22 protein-coding genes are annotated in these 25,784 nt (G+C 70.7%); 14 read left to right on the top strand and 8 right to left on the bottom strand.

Annotated elements, in window-relative coordinates:
• The first annotated feature begins 8 nt into the window (after positions 1-8).
• Together IG99_RS21485 and IG99_RS21490 are read left to right on the top strand one after the other, a co-directional pair.
• A complete protein-coding gene (locus IG99_RS21485) occupies positions 9-2,174 on the top strand; it encodes a glycosyltransferase family 39 protein (RefSeq protein WP_037676387.1) in 2,166 nt (721 codons plus the stop codon).
• 187 nt (positions 2,175-2,361) lie between these two features.
• Complete coding sequence (locus tag IG99_RS21490; protein ID WP_037676388.1) at positions 2,362-3,165, top strand: endonuclease I family protein; 804 nt, start codon at positions 2,362-2,364, stop codon at positions 3,163-3,165.
• A gap of 199 nt (positions 3,166-3,364) precedes the next feature.
• On the opposite strand, the gene IG99_RS21495 is transcribed toward IG99_RS21490, so the two are convergent.
• The 5 genes from IG99_RS21495 to speB form a co-directional block, all read right to left on the bottom strand.
• On the bottom strand, positions 3,365-3,745 hold the full coding sequence (locus tag IG99_RS21495) for a hypothetical protein (protein ID WP_037676389.1): 381 nt from the start codon (positions 3,743-3,745) through the stop codon (positions 3,365-3,367).
• A gap of 19 nt (positions 3,746-3,764) precedes the next feature.
• Positions 3,765-4,238, bottom strand: coding sequence for a hypothetical protein (locus IG99_RS21500; protein WP_037676390.1), 474 nt, complete (start codon positions 4,236-4,238; stop codon positions 3,765-3,767).
• Positions 4,239-4,331: 93 nt separating this feature from the next.
• A complete protein-coding gene (locus IG99_RS21505) occupies positions 4,332-4,808 on the bottom strand; it encodes an SUKH-3 domain-containing protein (protein ID WP_037676391.1) in 477 nt (158 codons plus the stop codon).
• Between the two features lie 94 nt (positions 4,809-4,902).
• Positions 4,903-6,588: a thiamine pyrophosphate-binding protein gene (locus tag IG99_RS21510; protein ID WP_037676392.1), complete on the bottom strand. Its 1,686-nt coding sequence runs from the start codon at positions 6,586-6,588 to the stop codon at positions 4,903-4,905.
• A complete protein-coding gene (gene speB / locus IG99_RS21515) occupies positions 6,585-7,553 on the bottom strand; it encodes an agmatinase (RefSeq protein ID WP_037676393.1) in 969 nt (322 codons plus the stop codon). The genes IG99_RS21510 and speB overlap by 4 nt, the downstream gene beginning before the upstream one ends.
• 107 nt (positions 7,554-7,660) lie before the next feature.
• On the opposite strand from speB, the gene IG99_RS21520 reads away from it, so the two are divergent.
• On the top strand, positions 7,661-9,178 hold the full coding sequence (locus IG99_RS21520) for a PucR family transcriptional regulator (RefSeq protein WP_037676397.1): 1,518 nt from the start codon (positions 7,661-7,663) through the stop codon (positions 9,176-9,178).
• Between the two features lie 73 nt (positions 9,179-9,251).
• Complete coding sequence (locus IG99_RS21525; protein WP_037676398.1) at positions 9,252-10,046, top strand: phosphatase; 795 nt, start codon at positions 9,252-9,254, stop codon at positions 10,044-10,046.
• On the opposite strand, the gene IG99_RS21530 is transcribed toward IG99_RS21525, so the two are convergent.
• The 3 genes from IG99_RS21530 to IG99_RS21540 form a co-directional block, all read right to left on the bottom strand.
• A complete protein-coding gene (locus IG99_RS21530; RefSeq protein ID WP_037676400.1) occupies positions 10,047-10,913 on the bottom strand; it encodes an acyl-CoA thioesterase in 867 nt (288 codons plus the stop codon). It lies immediately after the preceding gene.
• 36 nt (positions 10,914-10,949) lie between these two features.
• Positions 10,950-12,107, bottom strand: a complete 1,158-nt coding sequence (locus IG99_RS21535; protein ID WP_037676552.1) for an acyl-CoA dehydrogenase family protein — start codon at positions 12,105-12,107, stop codon at positions 10,950-10,952.
• Between the two features lie 166 nt (positions 12,108-12,273).
• A complete protein-coding gene (locus tag IG99_RS21540) occupies positions 12,274-12,867 on the bottom strand; it encodes an SACE_7040 family transcriptional regulator (protein WP_037676401.1) in 594 nt (197 codons plus the stop codon).
• 85 nt (positions 12,868-12,952) lie between these two features.
• On the opposite strand from IG99_RS21540, the gene IG99_RS21545 reads away from it, so the two are divergent.
• From IG99_RS21545 to IG99_RS21590, 10 genes are all read left to right on the top strand, one after another.
• The gene (locus IG99_RS21545; protein ID WP_037676403.1) at positions 12,953-14,569 is read left to right on the top strand and encodes a carboxyl transferase domain-containing protein; all 1,617 of its coding nucleotides are present in this window, start codon (positions 12,953-12,955) and stop codon (positions 14,567-14,569) included.
• Positions 14,570-14,583: 14 nt separating this feature from the next.
• The gene (locus IG99_RS21550) at positions 14,584-16,518 is read left to right on the top strand and encodes an acetyl/propionyl/methylcrotonyl-CoA carboxylase subunit alpha (RefSeq protein ID WP_037676553.1); all 1,935 of its coding nucleotides are present in this window, start codon (positions 14,584-14,586) and stop codon (positions 16,516-16,518) included.
• Positions 16,515-17,465, top strand: a complete 951-nt coding sequence (locus tag IG99_RS21555; protein ID WP_037676404.1) for a hydroxymethylglutaryl-CoA lyase — start codon at positions 16,515-16,517, stop codon at positions 17,463-17,465. Before IG99_RS21550 ends, IG99_RS21555 begins: the two co-directional genes overlap by 4 nt.
• Before the next feature lie 5 nt (positions 17,466-17,470).
• Complete coding sequence (locus tag IG99_RS21560) at positions 17,471-18,631, top strand: acyl-CoA dehydrogenase family protein (protein ID WP_037676405.1); 1,161 nt, start codon at positions 17,471-17,473, stop codon at positions 18,629-18,631.
• Positions 18,632-18,758: 127 nt separating this feature from the next.
• Positions 18,759-19,808, top strand: coding sequence for an ABC transporter substrate-binding protein (locus IG99_RS21565; RefSeq protein ID WP_037676406.1), 1,050 nt, complete (start codon positions 18,759-18,761; stop codon positions 19,806-19,808).
• A gap of 44 nt (positions 19,809-19,852) precedes the next feature.
• Positions 19,853-20,686, top strand: coding sequence for a siderophore-interacting protein (locus IG99_RS21570; protein WP_037676408.1), 834 nt, complete (start codon positions 19,853-19,855; stop codon positions 20,684-20,686).
• A gap of 63 nt (positions 20,687-20,749) precedes the next feature.
• Complete coding sequence (gene desA / locus IG99_RS21575; protein WP_037676410.1) at positions 20,750-22,192, top strand: lysine decarboxylase DesA; 1,443 nt, start codon at positions 20,750-20,752, stop codon at positions 22,190-22,192.
• Positions 22,176-23,459 carry a lysine N(6)-hydroxylase/L-ornithine N(5)-oxygenase family protein gene (locus IG99_RS21580; RefSeq protein ID WP_037676411.1) on the top strand — a complete coding sequence of 428 codons (1,284 nt, stop codon included), beginning with the start codon at positions 22,176-22,178 and terminating at the stop codon, positions 23,457-23,459. The genes desA and IG99_RS21580 overlap by 17 nt, the downstream gene beginning before the upstream one ends.
• Positions 23,456-23,989: a GNAT family N-acetyltransferase gene (locus IG99_RS21585; protein WP_037676413.1), complete on the top strand. Its 534-nt coding sequence runs from the start codon at positions 23,456-23,458 to the stop codon at positions 23,987-23,989. The genes IG99_RS21580 and IG99_RS21585 overlap by 4 nt, the downstream gene beginning before the upstream one ends.
• Positions 23,986-25,755, top strand: coding sequence for an IucA/IucC family protein (locus IG99_RS21590; protein ID WP_037676415.1), 1,770 nt, complete (start codon positions 23,986-23,988; stop codon positions 25,753-25,755). The genes IG99_RS21585 and IG99_RS21590 overlap by 4 nt, the downstream gene beginning before the upstream one ends.
• The last annotated feature ends 29 nt before the right edge of the window (positions 25,756-25,784 follow it).

Genomic DNA, 25,784 nt, shown 5'->3' on the forward strand with positions numbered 1-25,784 from the left:
TGCGGGGCGTGACATCTGCCACCGACACACTCCCCCGCCCGACCGTGACCCCCGAACCGCCTCCGCCTGACAAGGCACCCCGCTGGTCCCTGCCCGCGCTGATCGCGATCCTGATCCTGGCGGCGGCGCTGTACTCCTGGAACCTGTCCGGGTCCAGCCTCAACAGCTTTTACAGTGCCGCCGTGATGAGCGGTACCGAGAGCTGGAAGGCCTGGTTCTTCGGCTCGCTGGACGCGGGCAACTTCATGACGGTCGACAAACCACCGTTCGCGCTGATGGTCATGGGCCTGTCCTGCCGGATATTCGGCTTCGGCACCTGGCAGATGATGCTGCCGATGGTCCTGGTCGCCGTCGCGACGATCTGGATCCTGCACGCGTCCGTGAAGCGGGTGTGGGGGCACGGCGCGGCGACGGTCGCCGCGCTGGTACTGGCGCTCACCCCGATCACCGTCGCCATCAACCGCGACAACAACCCTGACACGCTGCTGGTGTTCCTGATGGTGGCGGGCGCGGCCCTCGCGCTGCGGGCCACGTACGACGGCAGGCTGCTGCCGCTGCTGGGCTCCGCCGCCTGCTACGGCCTCGCCTTCAACACGAAGATGCTCCAGGGCTACATCGCGCTGCCCGCCGTCTTCGCGGTCTACCTGTACGCGGCCAGGCCGACGTTGGTGAAGCGGATCGTCAACCTCCTCCTCGCCGGTGTGGTCCTGGCCGTCTCCAGCTTCTGGTGGGCGGCGGCCGTGTCGCTGGTGCCGGCGTCGGAGCGGCCGTACATCGGCGGCTCGACCGACGGCACCGCCTGGAACCTGATCATGGGCTACAACGGCCTCGGGCGGATCTTCGGCGGCGAGGGCAACGGCGGGGGCGGAGGCGGCGGCGGAGGCGGAGGAGGCGGCTTCTCCGGGGCCGGGGGCATCGGCCGTATGTTCAACGAGATCCTCGGCGGCCAGATCTCCTGGCTCATCCCCTTCTCTGCGATCGCACTGCTCGGTGGCCTGGTGCTGTGCGTGCGCGCCCCGCGTACCGACCTCACACGCGCCGCGCTGCTGATGTGGGGCGGCTGGACCGTCCTGCACTACCTGACCTTCGCGATGGCCGAGGGCACCATGCACCCGTACTACACGACCGCGCTCGCCCCCGGCATCGCGGCGCTGTGCGGGGGCGGCGGCCTGATGCTGCTGCGTGCCTTCCGCGCGGACAAGCGGTGGGCGTGGGTGTTGCCGCTCGCCCTCGGCGTCACCGCCGTGTGGGCGATCGTGCTGCTGCGCCGGGCCTCCGGCTGGAACACCTGGCTGTGGCCGGCCGTCGGGGTCGTGATGGCGCTGGCGATCGTGGGGCTGTTCGTCTTCCGCTCGGGACGCTCCGGCAACCGCCTCCGTCTGCTGACGGCTTCGGTGGCCGCGGCCATCGTCGCGGCCGTCGCGGGACCGGCCGCGTACGCCTGGTCGGTGCCGTCCGGTGCGGGATCGGGCGGCGGCGGCATGGGGGGTACGAACCCGACGGCCGGGCCTTCGACGGGCGGCGGGATGGGCGGCCCCGGCGACGGAGGAGGAGGCGGCGGCGGCGGCCGGGGTGGATTCCCCGACGGTGGGAACGACGGAGGGCCTGGCGGCCAGCAGGGCGGGTTCCCCGGTGGACGGCAGGCGGGGGGCGGCAACGGTGAGCTGCCCGGCGGTACGGCCGAAGCGGGTGGTACGGCGCCCAACGCCCAGCCCGGTGAAGGCGCCGACGGCATGCGCGGTGGCCTCGGCGGCGGTATGGGCGGCGCGAGCAGTGAGCTGATCGCCTACCTGAAGAAGCACCAGGACGGTGCCAAGTGGCTGCTCGCGGTGTCCAGTTCGCAGAGCGCGGCGCAGCTCGTCCTCAGCAGCGGTGAGCCGGTGATCTCCATGTGGGGCTGGTCCGGCAGCGACAAGGCGATGACCCCGACCAGGCTCAAGGAGCTGGTGAGGGCGGGCGAGCTGCATTACATCCAGATCGGTGGCGGCGGCATGGGCGGTGGCCCGGGGGGCGGGTCCGACGTCAGCTCCGAGGTCACGGAGTGGGTGCGGAAGAACGGTACGGCGGTGAAGGAGAGCGACTACGGCAAGACCGCGACGGACTCCGGCTCGGACACCTCCTCGCAGAGCGACCAGTCGACGATCTACCGCCTGGACCCGTCGGACGTCAGCTGACGATCCGGCCCCAACAGCCCCTGGCCTTCCGGTCAGGGGCTTTCCTGCCATGTCAACTCGCGTGGACAAGAGGGGATTTGCCGCTTCCGGTCACCCAATGGACACGCGCAGTCCATTTACACAGCCTCATGTCCATGTCACTCTCCCGATTGCCGCCTCCAATCAACCCGCGTAGATCGGACCCCACATGCTGGCGACACGCATACGCCGATGGAAGTCGGTGGCCCTTGCCACCGCCGCCGTCCTGGCCGGCCTCTCCGCGCCCGCCCTCACCGCGACCCCTGCCGCGGCCACCACGACGGCGTACGACTCCACGTATTACAAGAACGCGGTCGGCAAGACGGGCACGAGCCTCAAGTCCTCCCTGCACACCATCATCAGCAGCCAGACGAAGATCTCGTACTCCGCGGTCTGGAACGCCCTCAAGGTCACCGACCAGGACCCGAACAACAGCAACAACGTGATCCTGCTGTACAGCGGTGTCTCGCGCAGCAAGTCCCTCAACGGCGGCGACGTCGGGGACTGGAACCGCGAGCACGTGTGGGCCAAGTCCCACGGCGACTTCGGCGAGGTCACCGGACCGGGCTCCGACCTGCACCACCTGCGCCCCGCGGACGTCAAGGTCAACAGCATCCGCGGCAACCTGGACTTCGACAACGGCGGCAGCGCGGTCTCGGGCGGTGGCGGCAGCCTCGTCGACTCCGACTCCTTCGAACCGCGCGACGCCGACAAGGGCGACGTGGCCCGCATGATCCTCTACATGGCCGTGCGGTACGACGGCGGCGACGGCTTCGCCGACCTGGAGCCCAACGAGAAGGTCAACAACGGCAGCAACCCGTACATCGGCAAGCTCTCCGTTCTCAAGCAGTGGAACGACGAGGACCCGCCGAGCGCCTTCGAGGAGAAGCGCAACCAGGTCATCTACGACACCTACCAGCACAACCGCAACCCGTTCATCGACCACCCGGAGTGGGTCGAGGCGATCTGGTAGCGCACGAGACGACAAAAGGAGGGGCCCTGCCGGACGAATCCGACAGGGCCTCTCCGCCATCCCGATATCCCGGTCACCCGAGACGCGCGAGATTCTCGGGCAACGCGTACCGGTGCTCCCCGGTCAACACGTCGGAGGCGAAGACGAGCCTCGGCCGCCACGCCGAGGTTACGTTCCGACAGGAGCTCCGAGACCAGGTTCACGACCGCCAGTCCCAGTCCGGTGCACTCTCCATGCGCCGCACGAACTCGGAGAACTCGATGAGCTCCCCGTAATTCGTGTCCACCACGCCCGTCCGGTCGCGGATGAGGAAGTCGAGCAGGGCCTTCGCCGACTCGGCGTTCTCGTACTCCACGAGGACCGCGTACGGATCCGGCGCCACCCGCGCGACCTCTTCGAGCTCCTCCGGCTCGAAGTCCTCGATCACGCGCCCGGAGAGCACGAAACCGTAGGCGTGCTCGCCGAGTTCGAGCAGGTCGAAGAACGGGTCCGGTCGGTCCGTCAGACCGAGTGCCCGGAGATCCGCGAGCAACCGCTCACGGTCCGAGCCCGGCACCAGCAGGACGAGGGTGGGCTTCACGTGGGCCTCGGCTCGGGCATCAGGACCGCCGCGCCAGGCCCAGGCGGGCCGCGTCGTCGTATCGCTCGCACAGTTCGGCGACCCGGGCCTCGACGAAGGCCAGGGCCTCGTCGAGGTCCAGTCCTTCGACGTGCCGCCGGTACGGTGTGTGGACCCCGGCCGGCCACTCGCCCATGTCCCGCTCCAGGTCGAGCCGGACGAGCGCCTCCGCCGTGGTCCCCGCCTCGGTGAAGGCGAGGGTCACGGCGAGGCGGTACTCGTTCGGCTCCTGGTCCCGGGTCAGGTCCATCCAGGTGATGGCATGGTCGAGCGTCACCCGCGGCGCACCCTCCACGACATCGAGCCGTACCTGCGGGCTGAGTGTCGAATCGCCGTCATCCCCGAGGTCGCCGCCGAAGTCGCATGCCAGGTAGCGGCCGAGCATGAACGCGTCGAGCTGCTTCTGGAACCGGTCCAGTGACAGCAGGAACTGAGTGAACTGCTGCTCGGCCAATCGGAGTCCGCCCTCCTCGTCGTATTCGAGATCCCCCTGGTACGGCGATCGCCGCTGTCCGGCAGGTCAGGAGGAGAGAAGTCATGGTCGCCGTCAGTCCAGCCGCTCAGGACGAACTCTGTCGACCAGATGCACCAATGCTTCCTCCGGGCTCCCGCCATAGAGGGCGAGAAACGCATCGTAGGCGCCGTACGTCCGGCCCCCCTCGGCGACGAGGAGCACGAGAGGACCGGAAGCCGCGGTGCCCACGGGCGTCAGCTTCTCTCCCGTTCGCTGCTCGTATCCCCTCAGCTTCTCGCCGTTGACGATGCGACTCGCACGCTCGGCGTTCAGTTCGCAGCTGTGCGTCCCCGGATCGAGCGGATGGCGCGGGTAACCGAAGCCAGTCCCGTTGAATTCCTCGACGAAACGCAGTGCCGTCGGCGAGCAGTGAATTCCCAGCTCATTCCATACATCCCTGACATGCCGAATGTCCGCTTCGGAGGCCACCCACCGGGCGTCCTCCGTCAGGATGTCCGACAGCCTTTCCGGCAGTCCTGCCTCGCGAGGGCTACCCGGCCGATCCGTCACTCGCGCCGCCTCCTCCCGGAATTCTCCCCCGTCACCGCCCAGGACAACTGGCTTTCGGCCACCGCGGCGGGGCCCCGCAACCCCCGTCGCCGGTTCAGCCCAGGTGCGTCGGCGCGAACATCCGCAGGACGGCCGGGAGGACGACCACCGAGGGGCCGGGGGCGGCCAGCGCCGTCGCCAGGTCCGCCTCCAGGGTCTCCGGGGACGTCCGGACGCCGGGCACGCCGAACGACTCGGCCAGCGCCACGAAGTCGGGGCGGGTCAGCTCGGTCCCCGCGGTCTGGCCGAAGGCGTCGGTCATGTACTCGCGCAGGATGCCGTAACCGCCGTCGTCCACGATCAGCCAGGTGACGTTCAGCTCGTACTGCTTCGCGGTCGCGAGCTCGGCGATCGAGTACAGGGCGCCTCCGTCGCCGGACACCGCGAGCACCGGGCGGGTCGGGTCGGCGACGGCCGCGCCCAGGGCCGCGGGGAAGCCGTAGCCGAGGCCGCCCGCTCCCTGGGCGGAGTGCATGCGGTTGGGGCCCTTCGGGTCGAATGCCGACCACGCCCAGTAGGCGAGGATCGTCATGTCCCAGAAGGACGGGGAGTTGGCCGGGAGCGCCCTGCGCACCGACGCCAGCACCCGCTGTTCCAGGGTGAGTTCCTGGGCGGCGATGCGGTCGGCGACCTTGGCGAGGAGTTCCCGTACGCGCTCGGGTGCCGTCGGGTCCCGCCGCTCGGAGGCCGTCTCCAGCAGGGCCTGCAACGCGAGGCGGGCGTCCGCGTGGATGCCGAGCGCGGGGTGGTTGGACTCCAGCTTGCCGAGGTCGGCCTCGATCTGGACGACTCGGCCGCGTGGCGTGAACGTGTGGTAGTTCGAGGAGAGTTCACCGAGGCCCGAGCCGACCACCAGCAGGACGTCGGCGTCCTCCAGGAAGTCGGTGGTGTGGCGGTCCTCCAGCCAGGACTGGAGCGAGAGGGGGTGCGTCCAGGGGAACGCGCCCTTGCCGCCGGGCGTGGTGACGACCGGCGCCTGGAGCAGTTCGGCGAGCTGCCTCAGCTTCTTCGACGCGTCCGCCCGTACCACTCCCCCGCCCGCGATGATCGCCGGGCGGGACGCGCGGGACAGCAGGTCGGCTGCCACGGCGGTCAGTTCGGGGCGCGGCGGCAGCTCGTCGGGGAAGGCGTCGCCGCCGGTCACGACCGGGACGATCGTCTCGGCGAGCAGGACGTCCTGCGGAATCTCCACCCACACCGGACCGTGCGGGGCCGACAGCGCCGACTTCCAGGCCGCCTCGATCGCGGACGGGATCTGGGACTGCGTACGGACCGTGTGGACCGACTTCACCACACCCCGGAACGAGGCCGCCTGGTCGGGGAGTTCATGCAGGTAGCCGTGGCGGCCGCCGCCCAGTCCCGCGGTCGGGATCTGGCTGCTGATCGCAAGGACGGGAGCGGAGGCCGCGGCCGCCTCCTGGAGCGCGGCGAGCGACGTCAGCGCGCCCGGCCCCGTCGACAGCAGCAGCGGCGCCGCCTCACCCGTGATCCGGCCGTACGCGTCCGCCGCGAACCCCGCGTTGTTCTCCATCCGCAGGCCGATGTACCGCAGGTCGGAGCGGCGCAGGGCGTCGAACAGGCCGAGGGCGTGCTGGCCGGGCAGGCCGAAGACGGTCGTCGCGCCGAGCCCGGCCAGGGTCTCCACGACCAGGTCTCCGCCGGTGCGGCCGGGCGGAGGGTTCAGCGCGGCCTCCGTCTGGGCCGGCGTGGGACGGAGCACCAGGTCGTGGTCGTGAGTCACTTCGCGCGGGCCTCGGCAATCTGGCGGGACATGATGGTGGTCAGTTCGTAGGCCGTGTGGGACGCGGCCACCGACGTGATCTCCGCGTGATCGTACGCGGGCGCCACCTCGACGACGTCGGCCGAGACCAGGTTGCAGGACGCCAGACCGCGCAGGATCTCCAGGAGCTCGCGGGAGGTCATGCCGCCCGCCTCCGGGGTGCCCGTGCCGGGCGCGTGCGCCGGGTCGAGGCAGTCGATGTCGATGGAGATGTACAGCGGGCGGTCACCGATGCGCTGACGCAGCTGGTCGGCGACCTCGTCGGCGCCCCGGCGGTAGATGTCGGCGGAGGTGACGATGCCGAAGCCCATCTTCTCGTCGTCGGTGAGGTCCTGCTTGCCGTAGAGCGGGCCGCGGGTGCCGACGTGGGAGAGCGCCTCGGTGTCGAGGATGCCCTCCTCGACCGCGCGGCGGAACGGGGTGCCGTGGGTGTACTCGGCGCCGAAGTAGGTGTCCCAGGTGTCGAGGTGGGCGTCGAAGTGGAGCAGGGCGACCGGACCGTGCTTCTTCGCGACGGACCGCAGCAGCGGCAGCGCGATGGTGTGGTCGCCGCCGAGGGTCATCAGGCGGGCGCCGGTGCCGAGCAGGTCGTCGGCGGCCGCCTCGACCGTCTCCACGGCCTCGTTGATGTTGAACGGGTTCACCGCGATGTCGCCGCCGTCCGCGACCTGCGCGAGGGCGAACGGGGAGGCGTCCTGCGCCGGGTTGTACGGCCTGAGCAGCCGGGACGCCTCTCGGATCGCGTTGCCGCCGAAGCGGGCGCCGGGCCGGTAGGAGACACCCGAGTCGAACGGCACGCCCACCACGGCGACATCGGCGCGGCCGACCTCGTCGAGGCGGGGCAGCCGGGCGAAGGTCGCGGGTCCGGCGTACCGCGGGACGCGTGAGGAGTCGACCGGACCGCGGGGCGTCTCGTTGCTGCTCATGGTCGTGTGCCTTCTTTCGCGTTCTCGGGGGGCGCCGACGGAACCCGACCCTAGGTGGCCGGCACGCGGCTGCGAAGTGTACGTTTCATCCAGGTGATGCCCTGAGGATGGAGGAAACGTCCATCGTGCCGGACCCCACCGTTCCGCCCACCCCGCCCGTGCCGCTCACCGCGCTGCTGACCCGCGGGGACTTGGGCCTGCGCCGGATCGCCGGACCGGCGGGCGGGGACGTCGCGATCCACGGGGCGCACTCCTCCGAGATGGCGGACCCCTCCCCCTACCTCCTGGGCGGCGAGCTGCTGCTGACCGCCGGGGCGTACATCCCTGAGGCGGCGGGTCCGGAGTCCTCCATGGACATCGGCTTCGACTTCGACGGCTATGTCTCCCGGATCGTCGAGGCGGGCGGCGCGGCCCTCGGCTTCGGGCTCGCCCCGGTGCACGACAGCGTGCCGGGTGCCCTGGTGACGGCCTGCGACACGCACGGGCTGCCGCTCCTTCAGGTCCCGCCCCGCACGACCTTCTCCGGCGTGGCCCGCGCGGTCTGGCAGCTGATGGCCCAGGCCCGCCACGCCGAGCTGCGCCGCGTCACCGAGGCCCAGCAGAGCCTGGCCGCCGCGGCCTCCCACCCCGACCCGGTCCCCTCCGTCCTCGGCCAACTCGCCCGGCGGATCGGGGGCTGGGCGGTGCTCTACGACCCCGAGGGCACGGAGATCGCCACGGCGGGACGCACACCGGAGGAGACGGTGAGCGGGGCGCTGCGAGAGCTGACGTCAGTGCTCCGGCAACCCACACAGATCGGCAGCCCGGCCCCCACCCCCTCCTCCGCCACCGACACCGTCGCCGGTACCCGGCTCGCCGCCTACGTCCTCGGCGCCGGGCAGGGCTTCGTGCTCGGTGTCGCGGCGGCCGGGCGCGAGTCGGGGGACCATACGATCGCGTCGGTCGCCGCCGTCCTGCTCTCGCTCCTGACCGGGGAGCAGCAGAGCGGCTCCGGGGCGGCGCGGTCGTCGGCGTTGGTGCGGCTGTTGCTGGGCGGTACGCCGGAGGAGGTGGCCCCGATGCTGGGCGGCGGGCGGTGGATGGTCGTGCACGCCGCTCCCCATGGCCGCCGGCTGGACGCGGTCGCCGCGTCCGCGCTGGGCGCCGCTCTGGGCACGGCGCTGGTCGACCTGACGGCGGACGGCGTGCGCCTCCTCGTGGCGGAGGGGCGGGAGGTGGCGGCACCGGCCGGCTGGACGCTGGGCGTGAGCGCCCCCGCCGGCCCCGGTGACTGGCCCGCCGCCGACGCCCAGGCCGCCCGGGCCCTGGCGCGCGCCCGGGCCACCCGTACCCCGCTGGTCCGGCACGGCGGGCGCCCCGCGCTCGCGGATCTGGTGCCGCCGGACGAGGCCGAGACGCACGCCCGCGCTCTCCTCGCGCCGATCACCGGAGCGGGCCCCGCCCTCGCCGGGACACTGCGCACCTGGCTGTCGCTGCACGGCAGCTGGGACCGTACCGCGGTGGCGCTGTCGGTGCACCGCAACACCGTGCGGCAGCGCATCGCGCGGTGCGCGGCGCTCCTCGGCGCCGACCTGGACGACCCGGACGTCCGGATGGAACTGTGGTTCGCGCTGGGGCGGCTGTAGATCATGGAGTGACGCACGTCCCAGCGCGCGGGACGCCGGGTGTGCGCCCGGACCGCTGCCTCACAATGGGGGCATGCCGATATCCGGGACACCCAGCCGCGCCGAGCTCGTCGACCACCTCGTGAGGACCCGTATCGCGGGCGCTGTCGCCACGCCGCGTGAGAACAACCTCTCCCACTACCGCAAGCTGGCGAACGGTGACCGGGGCTACTGGCTCGGCCTGGAGCTCGGCGACCGCTGGAGCGACGAGCAGGACGTGCTCGCGGTGATGGCGGAGCGGGTGGGTGTCAACGACGACCACGAGTACCGGTACGGCCAGGACACCATCGACCCGGAGCTGACCGTGGCGGCCCTGGAGCGGCTGGCGGGCCGGCTGCGCAAGGCGGCCGACGGGCGGCAGCGGGTCCTCTTCGCGACCGGCCACCCGGGCGGCCTGCTCCACGTGCACCACGCCACGGCCGCCGCCCTGCGCACCGCCGGCTGCGAGATCGTGGTGATCCCGGACGGGCTGCAGACGGACGAGGGGTACGTCATGCAGTTCGCGGACGTGGCGGTGCTGGAGCACGGCGCCAGCCTGTGGCACACCCACTCCGGCGAGCCGATGAAGGCCATCCTGACCGGCCTGGAGCGCGCGGGCCGTCCCCTGCCCGACCTGGTCGTCGCCGACCACGGCTGGGCGGGGTACGCGGGACAGCACGGCGTGGACTCCGTCGGCTACGCCGACTCCAACGACCCGGCGCTGTTCCTCGCCGAGGCGGAGGGGACCGTGCAGGTGACGGTCCCCCTCGACGACCATGTGCTCAGCCCGCGCTACTACGACCCGATGACGGCGTACCTGCTTGCGGAGGCCGGGCTCACCGGGGAGTGATCAGCGCGGGACGCGGACCACGCCCTCCTGGATGACGGAGATGGCGAGCTTGCCGTCCTGCGTGTAGATACGGGCCTGGCCGAGTCCCCGGCCGCCGTGTGCCGACGGGGACTCCTGGTCGTACAGCAGCCACTCGTCGGCGCGGAACGGCCGGTGGAACCACATCGCGTGGTCCAGGGACGCCCCGACGACGTCACCGACGGCCCAGCCGCCGCGCCCGTGCGCGAGCAGGACCGAGTCGAGCAGGGTCATGTCGGAGACGTAGGTGGCGAGGACGACGTGCAGCAGGGGGTCGTCAGCCAGCTTGCCGTTGGTGCGGAACCACACCTGGGAGTGCGGTTCGCGCGGCTCGCCGAACTCCCCGTAGGGCGGCTCGTCGACGTAGCGCACGTCGATGGCCTCGCGGGCCTCCAGGAACCGCTCGACGACCGCCGGGTCGAGGTGGTCGTAGCCGCGCAGCCGTTCCTCGGACGTGGGCAGCGTGACCGGGTCCGGGGACGGCGGCATGGGGGCCTGGTGGTCGAGGCCCTCCTCGTACGTCTGGAAGGACGCCGACAGGGTGAAGATCGGTCTGCCGTGCTGGACGGCGACCGCCCGGCGGGTGGTGAAGGAGCGGCCGTCGCGGATGCGTTCGACGTTGTAGACGATGGGCGCGCCGGGGTCGCCCATGCGCAGGAAGTACGCGTGGAGGGAGTGGGCGTGCCGGTCCGGGGGGACCGTCCGCCCGGCGGCGACCAGCGCCTGGGCCGCCACCTGTCCGCCGAAGACGCGGGGGACGACGGCGGACCGGGACTGGCCGCGGAAGATGTTCTCCTCGATCTGTTCGAGGTCGAGCAGATCGAGGAGATCCTGGAGTGCCTGGCTCATGGCGTCTGGTTGTACCGGCCAGCGATTTCGCGGGCCTTACAGGCCCATGTCCTTGGCGATGATCGACTTCATGATCTCGCTGGTGCCGCCGTAGATGCGGTTGACGCGGTTGTCCGCGTACAGGCGGGCGATCGGGTACTCGTTCATGAAGCCGTAGCCGCCGTGCAGCTGGAGGCAGCGGTCGATGACGCGGTGGGCGACCTCGGTGCAGAACAGCTTGGCGCTGGCGGCCTCGGCGGGGGTCAGCTCGCCGGCGTCGAGGGCCTCCGTGGCGCGGTCGGCGACGGCCTCGGCGGCGTCCACCTCGGCCTGGCAGGCGGCCAGCTCGAACTTGGTGTTCTGGAAGGCGGCGACGGGCTTGCCGAAGACGACGCGCTCCTGCACGTACTGCTTGGCGAACCGGACGGCGGCCTTGGCCTGGGCGTAGGCGCCGTAGGCGATGCCCCAGCGCTCGGAGGCCAGGTTGTGGCCGAGGTAGTAGAAGCCCTTGTTCTCCTCGCCGAGGAGGTCCTCGACGGGGACCTTGACGTCGACGAACGCCAGCTCGGCGGTGTCGGAGGTCTTCAGGCCGAGCTTGTCGAGCTTGCGGCCGACGGAGTAGCCCTCGGCCTTGGTGTCGACGACGAAGAGGGAGATGCCGTGACGGCGGTCCTCGGCGGTGGGCGCGGCGGTGCGGGCGCAGACGATCATGCGGTCGGCGTGCACGCCGCCGGTGATGAAGGTCTTGGCGCCGTTGAGGACGTAGTGCGTGCCGTCCTCGGAGAGCTTGGCGGTGCTCTTCATGCCCGCGAGGTCGGAGCCGGTGCCCGGCTCGGTCATGGCTATCGCCCACATCTCCTCGCCGGAGACGAACTTGGGCAGGTACCGCTTCTTCTGCTCGTCGGTGGCGAGCAGCTTGATGTAGGGCAGGCCGAGCAGGACGTGGACGCCGGAGCCGCCGAAGGAGACGCCCGCGCGGGCGGTCTCCTCGTAGAGGATGGCCTCGAACTTGTAGGAGTCGATGCCGGCGCCGCCGTACTCCTCGTCGACGCGGATCCCGAAGACGCCGAGGTCGGCGAGCTTGTAGTAGAAGTCGCGCGGCGCCTGGCCGGCGGCGAACCACTCGTCGTAGACGGGGACGACCTCGGCCTCGATGAAGGCCCGGAGGGTCTCCCGGAACGCCTCGTGATCCTCGTTGAACACCGTACGGCGCACGACCGCCACCCTTCTTTGCGCCTAAACCGGCGCCGCTCTCGCGTACCTGGTTGCTCGCCGTGGGGGTTGCTCAATTGATGGTTGCGGTCCCGTCGGCTAAGCGCTTGCTCACATCAACCGTACCGGCGGGTAGGAAGAGCGTCCAGGGTGGATCGGGTAACGCTCGTCACGCCCCCGCCGCCGCCAGCGCGCCCCGCGCCATACGGTGCAGCAGCTCGGCCGTGGCGCCGCGGCCCGGGAGGGAGCCGGCGCGGCCGAGGTGGGGGGTGGAGTTCAGGAGTCCGAAGACGGAGTGGACCGCCGAGCGGGCGGCCGGTTCGCCCAGGTCGGGGTAGACCTCGCGGACGATTCCCACCCATAGCTCGACGTACTGCCGCTGGAGTTGCCGGACGAGCTTGCGGTCGCTGTCCCGGAGGCGGTCCAGCTCGCGGTCGTGCAGGGTGATGAGGGGACGGTCGTCGAGCGCGAAGTCGATGTGCCCCTCGATCAGCGAGTCGAGGACCACCCCCGGGGCCACCCCGTCGGCCTCCTTCAGCCGCTGCTTCGCGCCGGTCAGCAGCTGGCCGGAGATGCCCACCAGCAGCTCGGCGAGCATCGCGTCCTTGCCGGGGAAGTGCCGGTACAGGCCGGGGCCGCTGATGCCGACTGCGGCTCCTATCTCGTCGACCCCGACGCCGTGGAAGCCGCGCTCGGCGAAGAGGCGGGCAGCCTCCTTGAGGATCTGCTCACGGCGGGTCGGGGCGTCGGTCCGGGTGCTCATGAAGGCAATTCTAGACAGGGAGGTTAGCGGTCGTTAACCTGATGGAAATGCGTTAACGCTCATTAACAAGGTGAGGGGCCGCAGGATGCACCAGGCACCGGAGCTTCAGAGCGCGGCAGACCCCGCGTCGGAGGTCTGGCGGGCCAACGAGGAGGCGCACCGCGCGCTGGTCGGGGAGCTGCGCGGCAAGCTGGCCGCGGCCCGCCTCGGCGGCGGCGAGAAGGCCCGCGCCCGCCACACCGCGCGCGGCAAGCTGCTCCCGCGCGACCGCGTGGACACACTGCTCGATCCCGGGTCGCCGTTCCTGGAGCTGGCACCCCTGGCCGCCGACGGGATGTACGACGGGCAGGCCCCGGCCGCCGGGGTCATCGCCGGGATCGGGCGGGTCAGCGGCCGCGCGTGCGTGATCGTCGCCAACGACGCCACCGTCAAGGGCGGCACGTACTACCCGATGACGGTGAAGAAGCACCTGCGCGCGCAGGAGGTGGCCCTGGAGAACCGGCTGCCGTGCGTGTACCTCGTCGACTCCGGCGGGGCCTTCCTGCCGATGCAGGACGAGGTCTTCCCCGACCGCGAGCACTTCGGGCGGATCTTCTACAACCAGGCCCGCATGTCCGGCGCCGGCATCCCGCAGATCGCGGCCGTGCTCGGCTCCTGCACGGCCGGCGGGGCGTACGTCCCCGCGATGAGCGACGAGGCCGTGATCGTCCGCAATCAGGGCACGATCTTCCTGGGCGGCCCGCCCCTGGTGAAGGCCGCCACCGGCGAGGTCGTCACCGCCGAGGAGCTCGGCGGCGGCGAGGTCCACGCGCGCGTGTCGGGCGTGACGGACCACCTCGCGGAGGACGACGCGCACGCGCTGCGGATCGTGCGGGACATCGTCGCCACCCTCCCCGCGCGCGGAGAGCTGCCCTGGGAGGTCACCGCGGCCGTCGAGCCGAAGGTGGATCCCTACGGGCTGTACGGCGCGGTGCCGGTCGACTCCCGCACCCCCTACGACGTGCGCGAGATCATCGCGCGTGTCGTCGACGGCTCCCGGTTCGCCGAGTTCAAGTCCGAGTTCGGGCAGACCCTCGTCACCGGCTTCGCCCGCGTCCACGGCCACCCGGTCGGGATCGTCGCCAACAACGGCATCCTGTTCTCGGAGTCCGCCCAGAAGGGCGCCCACTTCATCGAGCTGTGCGACCAGCGCGGGATCCCGCTGGTGTTCCTGCAGAACATCTCCGGCTTCATGGTGGGCAAGGACTACGAGGCCGGCGGCATCGCCAAGCACGGCGCCAAGATGGTGACGGCCGTGGCGTGCACGAGGGTCCCGAAGCTGACCGTCGTCGTCGGCGGGTCGTACGGCGCGGGCAACTACTCGATGTGCGGTCGGGCGTACTCGCCCCGCTTCCTGTGGATGTGGCCCAACGCCAAGATCTCCGTCATGGGCGGCGAGCAGGCCGCCTCCGTCCTCGCGACGGTCAAGCGGGACCAGCTGGAGGCGCGCGGGGAGGACTGGCCCCTGGAGGACGAGGAGGCGTTCAAGGCGCCGGTCCGGGCGCAGTACGAGCGCCAGGGCAACGCCTACTACGCGACCGCCCGCCTCTGGGACGACGGCGTGATCGACCCGCTGGAGACCCGGCAGGTGCTGGGTCTCGCCCTGACCGCGTGCGCCAACGCCCCGCTGGGTGAGCCCCAGTTCGGCGTCTTCCGGATGTGAGGGACCTGACGACGATGTTCGACACAGTGCTTGTGGCCAACCGGGGCGAGATCGCCGTCCGCGTCATCCGGACGCTGCGGTCGATGGGCGTGCGCTCGGTGGCCGTCTTCTCCGACGCCGACGCGGACGCCCGGCACGTCCGCGAGGCCGACACCGCGGTACGGATCGGTCCGGCGCCCGCGGCCGAGAGCTATCTCTCCGTCGAGCGGCTCCTGGAGGCGGCCGCGCGCACGGGCGCCCAGGCGGTGCACCCCGGGTACGGCTTCCTCGCCGAGAACGCCGGCTTCGCGCGTGCGTGCGCCGAGGCGGGGCTGGTGTTCATCGGGCCGCCGGCGGACGCCATCGCGTTGATGGGCGACAAGATCCGCGCCAAGGAGACGGTACGGGCGGCCGGGGTGCCGGTCGTGCCCGGCGGCCGTGACCCCGAGCTCGCCGAGGCGGCCCGTGAGCTCGGGGCGCCGGTGCTGCTCAAGCCCTCGGCGGGCGGCGGCGGCAAGGGCATGCGCCTGGTGCGTGACCTGACCGCCCTGGAGGACGAGATCGCCGCCGCCCGCCGTGAGGCCCGCGCCTCCTTCGGCGACGACACCCTCCTCGTGGAGCGGTGGGTCGACCGGCCCCGGCACATCGAGATCCAGGTCCTGGCCGACGGCCACGGCAACGTGGTGCACCTGGGCGAGCGCGAGTGCTCCCTCCAGCGGCGGCACCAGAAGGTCATCGAGGAGGCGCCGTCGGTCCTCCTCGACGAGCGGACCCGTGCCGCGATGGGCGAGGCGGCCGTCCAGGCGGCTCGCTCCTGCGGCTACCGGGGCGCGGGCACGGTGGAGTTCATCGTCCCCGGCGGCGACCCGTCCTCGTACTACTTCATGGAGATGAACACCCGCCTCCAGGTCGAGCACCCGGTAACCGAGCTGGTCACGGGACTCGATCTGGTGGAGTGGCAGCTGCGGGTGGCGGCGGGCGAGCCCCTGGCCTTCGCCCAGGACGACATCGCGCTCACCGGGCACGCGATCGAGGCCCGGATCTGTGCGGAAGACCCCGCACGCGGATTCCTCCCGTCGGGCGGCACGGTGCTCAGGCTCCGCGAGCCCCAGGGTGACGGCGTCCGCACCGACTCCGGGCTCAGCGAGGGCACCGAGGTCGGCAGCCTGTACGACCCGATGCTGTCCAAGGTGATCGCGTACGGCCCCGACCGTGCGAGTGCGCTCAGGAAGCTGCGGGCGGCCCTCGCGGAGACGGTCACGCTGGGGGTGCAGACCAACGCGGGGTTCCTGCGCAGGCTGTTGGCCCATCCGGCGGTCGTCGCCGGGGAGCTGGACACCGGTCTGGTGGAGCGCGAGGTGGACGGGCTGGTCTCCACCGACGTACCGGACGAGGTGTACGAGGCGGCCGCGGCCGTACGGCTTCAGGCGCTGCGGCCCGAGGAGGAGGGCTGGACCGATCCCTTCTCGGTGCCGAACGGCTGGCGGCTCGGCGGGGAGCCACGGCCGGTCGGCTTCCACCTGCGGGTGCAGGAGCCGGTGGAGTACGGGCCGCGCGGCACCCACACCGTCACCGACGACCGGGTCTCCGTCACCCTCGACGGGGTCCGGCACACCTTCCACCGCGCCGCCGACTGGCTGGGCCGCGACGGCGACGCCTGGCACGTGCGCGACCACGACCCCGTGGCCGCGTCCCTGAACCGGGCCGCGCACGCCGGCGCCGACTCGCTGACCGCGCCCATGCCGGGGACGGTGACGGTGGTGAAGGTGGCTGTCGGGGACGAGGTGAGCGCCGGTCAGAGCCTGCTGGTGGTGGAGGCGATGAAGATGGAGCACGTCATCTCCGCCCCGCACGCCGGCACGGTCGCCGAGCTGGACGTGACGCCGGGCACGACCGTCGCCATGGACCAGGTCCTGGCGGTCATCGCCCCGGTGGAGGCGCCCGTGGAGACCGCGGAGGAGGAGAAATGACGCTCCCCATGGTGGTGCCGGCCCAGGGCCTGCCCGCCCGTGTCCGGATTCACGAGGTCGGCCCGCGTGACGGCCTGCAGAACGAGAAGTCGACGCTCCCGACGCAGGTCAAGGCGGAGTTCATCCGCCGCCTGGCCGACGCGGGCCTGACGACGATCGAGGCCACCAGCTTCGTCCACCCGGACTGGGTGCCCCAACTGGCCGACGCCGAACAGTTGTTCCCCGTCGTCAGCGGGCTGCCCGTCGCGCTGCCGGTCCTGGTGCCGAACGAGCGGGGCCTGGACCGGGCCCTGGCGCTCGGGGCGCGGCGGGTGGCCGTCTTCGCCAGTGCCACCGAGTCCTTCGCCAAGGCCAACCTCAACCGCACGGTGGACGAGGCGCTCGCGATGTTCGAGCCGGTGGTCGCCCGGGCCAAGGCCGAGGACGTCCACGTCCGCGGCTACCTCTCGATGTGCTTCGGGGACCCGTGGGAGGGTCCGGTCCCCGTCGACCAGGTCGTGCGGGTCTGCGCGGCGCTGACCGACATGGGCTGCGACGAGCTGAGCCTAGGCGACACGATCGGCGTCGCGACCCCGGGCCACGTGGGCGCGCTGCTCACCGCCCTCGGCGAACGGGGCATCCCGGTCGGCGCGCTGGGCGTGCACTTCCACGACACCTACGGCCAGGCACTCGCCAACACCCTGACCGCCCTCCGGTACGGCGTCACCACCGTCGACGCCTCCGCCGGTGGACTCGGCGGCTGCCCGTACGCCAAGTCCGCCACCGGCAACCTCGCCACCGAAGACCTCGTGTGGATGCTTCAGGGTCTCGGCATCGACACCGGCGTCGACCTCGGCCGTCTCGTCGCCACCAGCGTGTGGATGGCCGACCGACTGGGCCGACCCAGCCCGTCCCGCACCGTCCGAGCCCTGTCCCACGAGGACGCCCAGGCCACCGAGGAGCACTGACCGACATGGACTACCGACTCTCCCCCGAACTGGAAGAACTCCGCCGCACGGTAGAGGAGTTCGCGCACGACGTGGTGGCGCCCAAGATCGGCGACTTCTACGAGCGGCACGAGTTCCCCTACGAGATCGTCCGCGAGATGGGCCGCATGGGCCTGTTCGGGCTGCCGTTCCCCGAGGAGTACGGCGGCATGGGCGGCGACTACCTGGCCCTCGGCCTGGCCCTGGAGGAGCTGGCCCGCGTCGACTCCTCGGTGGCGATCACGCTGGAGGCGGGTGTCTCGCTGGGCGCCATGCCGATCCATCTCTTCGGCACCGAGGAGCAGAAGCGGGAATGGCTGCCGCGGCTGTGCGCCGGGGAGATGCTCGGTGCCTTCGGGCTGACCGAGCCGGACGGAGGCAGCGACGCCGGAGCCACCCGGACGACGGCCCGGCTGGACGCGGAGACGAACGAGTGGGTGATCAACGGCACGAAGTGCTTCATCACCAACTCGGGCACGGACATCACCGGGTTGGTGACGGTCACGGCCGTCACCGGACGCAAGCCGGACGGCAGGCCGCTGATCTCGGCGATCATCGTCCCCTCGGGCACGCCCGGCTTCACGGTGGCGCCGCCTTACTCGAAGGTCGGCTGGAACGCCTCGGACACCCGGGAGCTGTCCTTCGACGACGTGCGCGTCCCGGCGGCCAACCTGCTGGGCGAGGAGGGCCGCGGCTATGCCCAGTTCCTGCGCATCCTGGACGAGGGCCGTATCGCCATCGCGGCGCTCGGCACCGGCCTGGCGCAGGGCTGTGTCGACGAGTCGGTGAAGTACGCGAAGGAACGCCACGCTTTCGGGCGGCCCATCGGCGCCAACCAGGCGATCCAGTTCAAGATCGCCGACATGGAGATGAAGGCCCACACCGCGCGCCTGGCCTGGCGTGACGCGGCGGCCCGGCTGGTGGCCGGCGAGCCCTTCAAGAAGGAGGCGGCGGTGGCGAAGCTGCACTCGTCCACGGTCGCCGTGGACAACGCCCGTGACGCCACGCAGATCCACGGTGGCTACGGCTTCATGAACGAGTACCCGGTGGCCCGTATGTGGCGCGACTCCAAGATCCTGGAGATCGGCGAGGGCACGAGCGAGGTGCAGCGGATGCTGATCGCGAGGGAGCTGGGCCTGACCAGCTGAGCCCCGCTGGGCGTTCCGAGTCTCGAACGGAGGGGGCCCCGCCCTCTGGACACGTTGTGAGGTTAGGCTAACCTACCTTCGAACTTGTCCGGCGGGCGCTCCGCCCCGTTCGAAAGCAGTCATACCCATGTTCAACGCCCGTGCCACCCACCCCACTCGTCGCGGCATCCTCGCCGCGGGCGGTGCCGTCGGCCTCGGTGCCGTGCTCGCAGCCTGTGGTGACGAAGACAAGAAGAGCGGTGACGCGGGCAAGGGCGGGGCGGCCGCGAAGTCCGGCCCCTTCACCTTCAAGGACGACCGCGGCCAGACCGTGAAGGCCGACAGGACCCCGTCGAGCATCGTCGCGTTCACGGGCGCCGCCGCCGCGCTGTACGACTACGGCATCCAGGTCAAGGGCGTCTTCGGCCCCACGAAGACGAAGGACGGCAAGCCCGACGTCCAGGCCGGCGACATGGACATCAGCAAGGTGGAGGTCCTCGGCAACGTCTGGGGCGAGTTCAACGTCGAGAAGTACGCGGGTCTCGCACCCGACCTGCTCGTCTCCACGATGTTCGACGACGCGGGCACGCTCTGGTACGTCCCCGAGGAGTCGAAGAAGAAGATCGAGGCCGTCGGCGCTCCGAGCATCGGCATCTCGGTCTACGACCGCCAGTTGACCGAGTCGCTGCAGCGCATGCAGGCGCTCGCCAAGGCCCTCGGGGCGGACGTGACGTCCGCCAAGGTGACCGACGCGAAGAAGCGGTTCGAGGACGCGGCCGCACGGCTGCGGGCCGCGGCCAAGGCCAAGCCCGACATCAAGGTCCTCGCCGGGTCGGCGAGCCAGGAGCTGTTCTACGTCTCCGGCACGAACCTCTCCGTCGACCTGGAGTACTTCAAGGCGCTCGGCGTGAACTTCGTGGAGCCGCCGGAGTCCGCGAAGAAGCAGGGCGGCGGCTGGTTCGAGTCGCTGAGCTGGGAGAACGTCGACAAGTACGGCGCGGACATCATCATGATGGACAACCGGACCTCGGCGATCCAGCCCGCTGACATCACCGAGGCGACATGGAAGAAGCTGCCTGCGGTGAAGGCGGGGCAGGTCATCGCGCGCAATCCCGAGCCGATTCTTTCCTACGACAAGTGTGTGCCGCTTCTCACGGGGCTCGCGGAGGCCCTGGAGAAGGCGAAGAAGGTCAGCTGAGCAGTTCGGGTCAACCGCAGTTCCCCCACGTTCAGGAGCCCCCCATGACTACGGCCGTGGCCGCCCCGTTCCGTTTCTTCTCCCTTCAGGTCGTACGGACGAGGCGGCTCGGGCCGTCCCTCGTCCGGGTGACCTTCACCGGGGAAGACCTGCGGTACTTCCTCTCCGACGGGCGTGACCAGTCGCTCTCCCTCTTCCTGCCCCATCCGGGGCAGCGGGAGCCGCGGGTGCCGCTGGAGCTCGGGGACGGGTGGTGGCAGGGGTGGCGTGAACTGCCGGACGACGTACGGGCCGTGATGCGGTCGTACACCCTGCGGGCGCTGCGTCGCGACCCGGACGAGATCGACATCGACTTCGTGCTGCACACTCCGGCGGGGCCCGCCTCGGGGTGGGCCGCGCACGCGAGCGCCGGGGACCCGGTGCTGCTGCTCGGGCCCGCCGTCGCCGACAACCGGGCGATCCGCTTCCGGCCGCCGCAGGACACCGACCTCGTGGTGCTCTGGGGGGACGCGTCCGCGTTGCCCGCCATCTCCGCGATCCTCGAATCCCTCCCCGCCGGGCAGCGGGTGCGCGCCTGGCTGGAGGTGCGTGACGCCGGGGACATCCAGGACCTGCCCACGGAGGCGGACGCGGAGATCACCTGGCTGATCGAGGACGAGACCCGCGGCGAGGGCGCCCCCATGGCCCTCGCCGCGCTCAGGGACACCCAACTACCGCACACCGAGCACCCGTACGTCTGGATCGCGGGTGAGTCCGGCTGCGTGAAGGCGCTGCGCCGGCACTTCGTCGGTGAGCGCGGGGTCGACCGGAGGCGGGTCACGTTCGTCGGGTACTGGCGGCAGGGCCTGACGGAGGAACAGCTGCGGGTGCACGAGTGACACCCGAGCTCAACTTAGGTTAGGCTAACCTAAGTTCCGCTCCCCCACCGGAGGACCCCCACCATGCGCTCGCACCTGCTCAATGACACGACCGCGGAGCAGTACCGCCGCTCCGTGACCGAAGGGGTAGAGCGGGTGGCCGCCAAACTCGCCGCCACCGACCGTCCGTTCACCGGCGTCACGGTCGACGCCCTCGCGCCCCGCATCGACGGGATCGACCTGGACCGGCCGCTGCACGACACCGCGGCCGTCCTGGACGAGCTGGAGGAGGTCTACCTCCGCGACGCGGTCTACTTCCACCACCCCCGCTACCTCGCCCACCTCAACTGCCCGGTCGTCATCCCGGCCGTGCTCGGCGAGGCGGTCCTCTCCGCCGTCAACTCCTCCCTCGACACCTGGGACCAGTCGGCCGGCGGCACCCTCATCGAGCGGAAACTGATCGACTGGACGACCGAGCGCATCGGCCTCGGCCCGGCCGCCGACGGCGTGTTCACCTCCGGCGGCACCCAGTCCAACCTCCAGGCGCTGCTGCTGGCCCGCGAGGAGGCGAAGACCGACAGCCTCGCCGAGCTGCGAATCTTCGCCTCCGAGGTCAGCCACTTCAGCGTGCAGAAGTCCGCGAAACTGCTCGGCCTCGGCCCTGACTCCGTGGTCTCCGTCCCCGTCGACCACGACAAGCGTATGCAGACCGTCGCGCTCGCCCGCGAGCTGGAGCGCTGCGAGAAGGACGGCCTGACCCCCATGGCCGTCGTGGCCACCGCCGGCACCACCGACTTCGGCTCCATCGACCCGCTGCCGGAGATCGCCGAGCTGTGCGCCCAGTACGGCGCCTGGATGCACGTCGACGCCGCCTACGGCTGCGGACTGCTCGCCTCCCTGAAGTACCGCGACCGCGTCGAGGGCATCGAGCGCGCCGACTCGGTCACCGTCGACTACCACAAGTCCTTCTTCCAGCCGGTGAGTTCGTCCGCGGTGCTGGTGCGAGACGCGGCCACGCTGCGCCACGCCACCTACCACGCCGAGTACCTGAACCCGCGCCGCATGGCGCAGGAACGTATCCCCAACCAGGTGGACAAGTCCCTCCAGACCACCCGCCGCTTCGACGCCCTCAAACTGTGGATGACGCTGCGTGTGATGGGCGCCGACGGCATCGGGCAGCTCTTCGACGAGGTCTGCGACCTCGCGGTGGAGGGCTGGAAGCTGCTGGCCACCGACCCCCGCTTCGACGTGGTGGTCGAGCCGTCGCTGTCAACCCTGGTCTTCCGCTACGTCCCGCCCGCCGCCACCGACCCGGCCGAGATCGACCGGGCCAACCTCTACGCCCGCAAGGCCCTGTTCGCCTCCGGTGACGCGGTCGTCGCGGGCACCAAGGTCGGCGGCCGCCACTACCTGAAGTTCACCCTGCTCAACCCCGAGACCACGGCCGACGACATCGCCGCCGTCCTCGACCTGATCGCCGGCCACGCCGAGCAGTACCTGGGAGAGTCCCTTGACCGCGCTTCCTGAATCCACGGACACCACCCATGACTTCGTGGGGATCGGGCTCGGACCCTTCAACCTCGGACTGGCCTGCCTGACCGAGCCCATCGCCGAACTGAACGGCGTCTTCCTGGAGTCCAAGCCCGACTTCGAGTGGCACGCGGGGATGTTCCTCGACGGCGCCCACCTCCAGACCCCGTTCATGTCGGACCTGGTCACCCTGGCCGACCCGACGTCCCCCTACTCCTTCCTCAACTACCTGAAGGAGAAGGGCCGCCTCTACGCGTTCTACATCCGCGAGAACTTCTACCCGCTGCGCGTGGAGTACGACGACTACTGCCGCTGGGCCGCGAACAAGCTGAGCAGCGTCCGCTTCGACACGACGGTCACCGAAGTGACGTACGACGAGGGCGACGAGCTGTACGTCGTCCGGACCGCGGCCGGAGACACGTACCGCGCCCGCCACCTGGTCCTCGGCACCGGCACCCCGCCCCACATCCCCGAGGCCTGCCGGGACCTGGGCGGCGACTTCATCCACAACTCCCGCTATCTGGAGCACAGAGCGGAACTCCAGAGCAAGGAGTCGATCACGCTGGTCGGCAGCGGGCAGTCCGCCGCCGAGATCTACCACGACCTGCTCGGCGAGATCGACGTCCACGGCTACCGGCTGAACTGGGTCACCCGCTCCCCGCGCTTCTTCCCGCTGGAGTACACCAAGCTCACGCTGGAGATGACGTCCCCGGACTACGTCGACTACTACCACGCGCTGCCGGAGCCGACCCGTTACCGCCTCACCGCCGAGCAGAAGGGCCTGTTCAAGGGCATCGACGGCGATCTCATCAACGAGATCTTCGACCTGCTCTACCAGAAGAACCTCGGCGGCCCCGTCCCCACCCGGCTGCTCACCAACTCCTCCCTCACCGGGGCGAGGTACGACAACGGCACGTACACCCTCGCGCTGCGCCAGGAGGAGCAGGAGAAGGACTACGAGCTCTCCTCCGAGGGCCTGATCCTCGCCACCGGCTACCAGTACACCGAGCCCGAGTTCCTGAAGCCCGTCCGCGACCGGCTGCGCTACGACTCCCGGGGCAACTTCGACGTCGCCCGCAACTACGCCGTCGACATCACCGGACGCGGAATCTTCCTCCAGAACGCCGGCGTCCACACCCACAGCATCACCAGCCCCGACCTGGGCATGGGCCCGTACCGGAACGCGTACATCATCCGTGAGCTGCTCGGCACGGAGTACTACCCGGTCGAGAAGACCATCGCCTTCCAGGAGTTCTCGGTATGACCTTCACGATCCGCCCGCTCGACCCCCTGAAGGACGCCGAGCTGCTGCACGGCTGGGTCACGCACCCCAAGGCGGCCTTCTGGATGATGCAGGACGCGAAACTGGAGGACGTCGAGCGTGCCTACATGGAGATCGCGGCCGACGAGCACCACCACGCCCTGCTCGGTCTGGACGAGGCCGGCGTCCCCGCCTTCCTGATGGAGAAGTACGACCCCGCGCACCGCGAGCTGGTCGGGCTGTACGAACCGCGGCCGGGTGATGTCGGCATGCACTTCCTCACGCCCGCGACCGACACGCCCGTGCACGGGTTCACCCGGGCGGTCATCACCGCCGTCATGGCCCATCTCTTCGAGGACCCGGCGGTGCGCCGCGTCGTCGTGGAACCGGACGTGTCCAACAAGGCCGTCCACGCCCTGAACGAAGCCGTCGGATTCGTGCCCGAGCGCGAGATCCAGAAGCCGGAGAAGAAGGCGTTGCTGAGTTGCTGCACGCGCGAGCAGTTCATGGCCGCGACGGGGGTGACCGCATGAGCCTCGCCGACGCCGTGGACCACCTCTCCCCCGAGCGCTGGGAGAAGGCCAATCGCCTCCTGATACGCAAGGCGCTCGCCGAGTTCGCGCACGAGCGGCTGATCGCCCCCGAGCAGGACGGCGAGCGGTACGTCGTACGCGGTGACGACGGTCTGACCGCGTACCGCTTCACGGCCGCCCGCCGGGCCCTCGACCACTGGCAGGTGGACGCGGACTCGATCACCCGGACCCGTGACGGCGCCGAACTACCGCTCGCCGCACTGGACTTCTTCATCGAGCTGAAGCAGACACTGGGGCTGAGCGACGACATCCTGCCGGTCTACCTGGAGGAGATCTCCTCCACCCTCTCCGGCACCTGCTACAAGCTGACCAAGCCGCGGGTCACCTCGGCCGAACTCGCGAGGAGCGGCTTCCAGGCAATCGAGACCGGCATGACCGAGGGCCACCCCTGCTTCGTCGCCAACAACGGGCGGCTCGGCTTCGGCATCCACGAGTACCTGTCGTACGCCCCGGAGACCGCGAGCCCGGTCCGGCTGGTGTGGCTGGCCGCGCACCGCTCGCGCGCCGCGTTCACGGCGGGTGTGGGCATCGACTACGAGTCGTTCGTACGGGACGAGCTGGGCGCTGAGACGGTCGAGCGGTTCGAGAAGCGGCTGACCGACCAAGGGCTCGACCCCGCCGAGTACCTCCTCATCCCCGTCCACCCCTGGCAGTGGTGGAACAAGCTCACCGTCACCTTCGCCGCCGAGGTCGCCCGCCGGCACCTGGTGTGCCTGGGCGAGGGGGACGACGAGTACCTGGCGCAGCAGTCCATCCGGACCTTCTTCAACTCCTCGCACCCCGAGAAGCACTACGTGAAGACGGCCCTGTCCGTCCTCAACATGGGCTTCATGCGCGGTCTGTCGGCCGCGTACATGGAGGCGACCCCGGCGATCAACGACTGGCTGGCGCAGCTGATCGAGGGCGACCCGGTGCTGAAGTCGACGGGTCTGTCGATCATCCGGGAGCGGGCGGCGGTCGGCTACCGGCACCTGGAGTACGAGCAGGCGACGGACCGCTACTCGCCGTACCGCAAGATGCTGGCCGCCCTGTGGCGGGAGAGCCCGGTGCCCTCCCTCCGGGAGGGCGAGTCGCTGGCCACCATGGCCTCCCTGGTCCACGTCGACGACGAGGGCGCCTCCTTCGCGGGCGCCCTGATCGAGCGGTCGGGGCTCACTCCGACGGAGTGGCTGCGGCACTACCTGCGGGCGTACTTCACCCCGCTGCTGCACAGCTTCTACGCCTACGACCTGGTCTTCATGCCGCACGGTGAGAACGTGATCCTCGTGCTGGAGGACGGGGTCGTGCGGCGCGCGATCTACAAGGACATCGCCGAGGAGATCGCGGTCATGGACCCGGACGCGGTGCTGCCGCCGGAGGTGCGGCGGATCCGCGTCGAGGTCCCGGAGGACACGAAGCTGCTGTCGATCTTCACGGACGTCTTCGACTGCTTCTTCCGCTTCCTCGCCGCGAATCTCGCCACCGAGGGGATCCTGGAGGAGGACGACTTCTGGCGCACGGTCGCCGAGGTCACCCGCGAGTACCAGGCCTCGGCACCCGAACTGGCCGAGAGGTTCCGCCAGTACGACATGTTCGCCCCCGAGTTCGCACTGTCCTGCCTCAACCGGCTCCAGCTGCGCAACAACAAGCAGATGGTCGACCTCGCGGACCCGTCGGGCGCCCTCCAGCTGGTCGGGAACCTGGAGAACCCCATCGCGGGGCTGTAGCCCCGATCTCTCGTGGGGCGGGTGGAACA

It is taken from the genome of Streptomyces griseus subsp. griseus, assembly GCF_000720255.1.
GTDB lineage: Bacteria > Actinomycetota > Actinomycetes > Streptomycetales > Streptomycetaceae > Streptomyces > Streptomyces griseus_I.

Bases quoted from the DNA above. Each gene is read 5' to 3' on its own strand.
- IG99_RS21490 (WP_037676388.1), top strand. From the start codon at position 2,362: ATGCTGGCGACACGCATACGCCGATGGAAGTCGGTGGCCCTTGCCACC.
- speB (WP_037676393.1), bottom strand. From the start codon at position 7,553: ATGAGCAGCAACGAGACGCCCCGCGGTCCGGTCGACTCCTCACGCGTC.
- IG99_RS21520 (WP_037676397.1), top strand. From the start codon at position 7,661: ATGGAGGAAACGTCCATCGTGCCGGACCCCACCGTTCCGCCCACCCCG.
- IG99_RS21525 (WP_037676398.1), top strand. From the start codon at position 9,252: ATGCCGATATCCGGGACACCCAGCCGCGCCGAGCTCGTCGACCACCTC.
- IG99_RS21530 (WP_037676400.1), bottom strand. From the start codon at position 10,913: ATGAGCCAGGCACTCCAGGATCTCCTCGATCTGCTCGACCTCGAACAG.
- IG99_RS21540 (WP_037676401.1), bottom strand. From the start codon at position 12,867: ATGAGCACCCGGACCGACGCCCCGACCCGCCGTGAGCAGATCCTCAAG.
- IG99_RS21545 (WP_037676403.1), top strand. From the start codon at position 12,953: ATGCACCAGGCACCGGAGCTTCAGAGCGCGGCAGACCCCGCGTCGGAG.
- IG99_RS21550 (WP_037676553.1), top strand. From the start codon at position 14,584: ATGTTCGACACAGTGCTTGTGGCCAACCGGGGCGAGATCGCCGTCCGC.
- IG99_RS21555 (WP_037676404.1), top strand. From the start codon at position 16,515: ATGACGCTCCCCATGGTGGTGCCGGCCCAGGGCCTGCCCGCCCGTGTC.
- IG99_RS21560 (WP_037676405.1), top strand. From the start codon at position 17,471: ATGGACTACCGACTCTCCCCCGAACTGGAAGAACTCCGCCGCACGGTA.
- IG99_RS21565 (WP_037676406.1), top strand. From the start codon at position 18,759: ATGTTCAACGCCCGTGCCACCCACCCCACTCGTCGCGGCATCCTCGCC.
- IG99_RS21570 (WP_037676408.1), top strand. From the start codon at position 19,853: ATGACTACGGCCGTGGCCGCCCCGTTCCGTTTCTTCTCCCTTCAGGTC.
- desA (WP_037676410.1), top strand. From the start codon at position 20,750: ATGCGCTCGCACCTGCTCAATGACACGACCGCGGAGCAGTACCGCCGC.
- IG99_RS21585 (WP_037676413.1), top strand. From the start codon at position 23,456: ATGACCTTCACGATCCGCCCGCTCGACCCCCTGAAGGACGCCGAGCTG.
- IG99_RS21590 (WP_037676415.1), top strand. From the start codon at position 23,986: ATGAGCCTCGCCGACGCCGTGGACCACCTCTCCCCCGAGCGCTGGGAG.